Below are 1665 nucleotides of genomic sequence, written 5' to 3'. Positions count from 1 at the left end.
TAATCAAAAGCAGACAGAGATGCTTTCGCGCCTTCACCTGTGGCAATGATGATTTGCTTGTATGGCACAGTCGTACAGTCACCTGCGGCAAATACACCTTTGACATTGGTTTCATTGCGATCGTTAATCACAATCTCACCACGGTTTGAAAGCTCAACCGCTGTTTCTTTGAGGAAATCGGTGTTTGGTAATAAACCAATTTGCACAAAGATTCCTGCAAGCTCAACCGTATGTTCTACATCAGTTGCACGATCTTTATATTTCAATGCTGTCACTTGTGAACCATCACCCACAACTTCAGTCGAGAGTGCATTCAGGATCACTGTCGTATTAGGCAAACTATGCAATTTATCTTGCAACACTTGGTCAGCACGTAGTTTGGTATCAAACTCAACTAAGGTCACATGTTCTACAATCCCAGCAAGATCAATCGCAGCTTCGACACCTGAGTTCCCTCCACCAATCACGGCAACACGTTTGCCTTTAAACAATGGACCATCACAGTGTGGACAGTAAGCAACACCACGAGTACGGTATTCTGCTTCGCCCGGCACATTCATTTCTCTCCAACGCGCACCTGTAGAAAGAATAACTGTTTTAGATTCAAGCTTCGCACCATTTTCTAAAGTGACTTCAACCAATCCATTCGCGGTCTCATCCGCACCTTTGATGTTAGAAACACGTTGTAAGTTCATGATGTCCACACCGTACTCACGTACATGTGCTTCCATTTCAGCAGCAAACTTCGGCCCTTGGGTCTTTTGAATTGAGGTATAGTTTTCAATGTCCATGGTATCCATGACTTGACCACCCATACGTTCAGCCACGATTCCTGTTTTAATGCCTTTACGTGCAGCATAAATGGCAGAGGTATTTCCTGCAGGGCCACCACCAATCACTAAAACATCAAAAGCATCTTTGGCATTGAGTTTTTCAGCTTCTTTAGCAGCAGAATTGGTATCTAGTTTGGCAACAATCTCTTCCAAGGTCATACGGCCTTGACCAATATGGTTGTTGTCTTGGAACACCATCGGTACAGCCATGATTTTGCGTTCTTCAACTTCGTCTTGGAAGAAGGCACCATCAATCATGGTTGCTGTCGTACCCGGATTGTAAATGGCAATCAGGTTTAAGGCTTGCACCACGTCTGGGCAGTTATGACAGCTTAAAGAGACAAATACGTCAAAGTTAGACTGGATGCCCAAAGCTTTGATTGAAGCCAAAACTTCATCCGATACTTTGGGTGCATAACCTGAGGTTTGTAACAATGCCAAGATCAAAGAGGTAAACTCATGTCCCATTGGTAAACCCGCAAAGAACACACGCGGCTCTTCACCGGCTTTTGCCACACCAAAGCTGGGTGCACGTGAGTTTTGACCATCAAAACGTGCAGTCACCAGTTGAGACAGTGCTGCAACCTCTTCAACCAATTCTTTGATTTTGTCTGATTTCTCAGAACCATTCAAAGTCGCAACCAATTCAATCGGACCTTCTAGGCGTTCAAGAAGTGTTTTTAATTGAGCTGAAGTATTTTGATCTAACATTGTTAAGCTCTCCAAAGCAGTCTGTAAAATTATTTAATAGAAGAATCATAGAGTAAATCTAAAAATAGATAAAACAGTTTGTTTTTATTTTAATAATCGGTTTTATAGATTTAAAGATATT

The 1665-nt window shown here is 42.3% G+C and carries 1 protein-coding gene; it reads right to left on the bottom strand.

What is annotated here, in order from left to right; genetic code table 11:
- A partial coding sequence (gene ahpF, locus KVY11_RS16515) for an alkyl hydroperoxide reductase subunit F (RefSeq protein WP_218289572.1) occupies positions 1 to 1544 on the bottom strand: 1544 nt, incomplete at its 3' end.
- Positions 1545 to 1665 lie beyond the last annotated feature (121 nt).

This window comes from Acinetobacter sp. CWB-G5, assembly GCF_019209785.1.
GTDB lineage: Bacteria > Pseudomonadota > Gammaproteobacteria > Pseudomonadales > Moraxellaceae > Acinetobacter > Acinetobacter johnsonii.
Note: the sequence above shows the minus strand (reverse complement) of the source record. Positions and strands in the feature narration are given on the sequence as shown.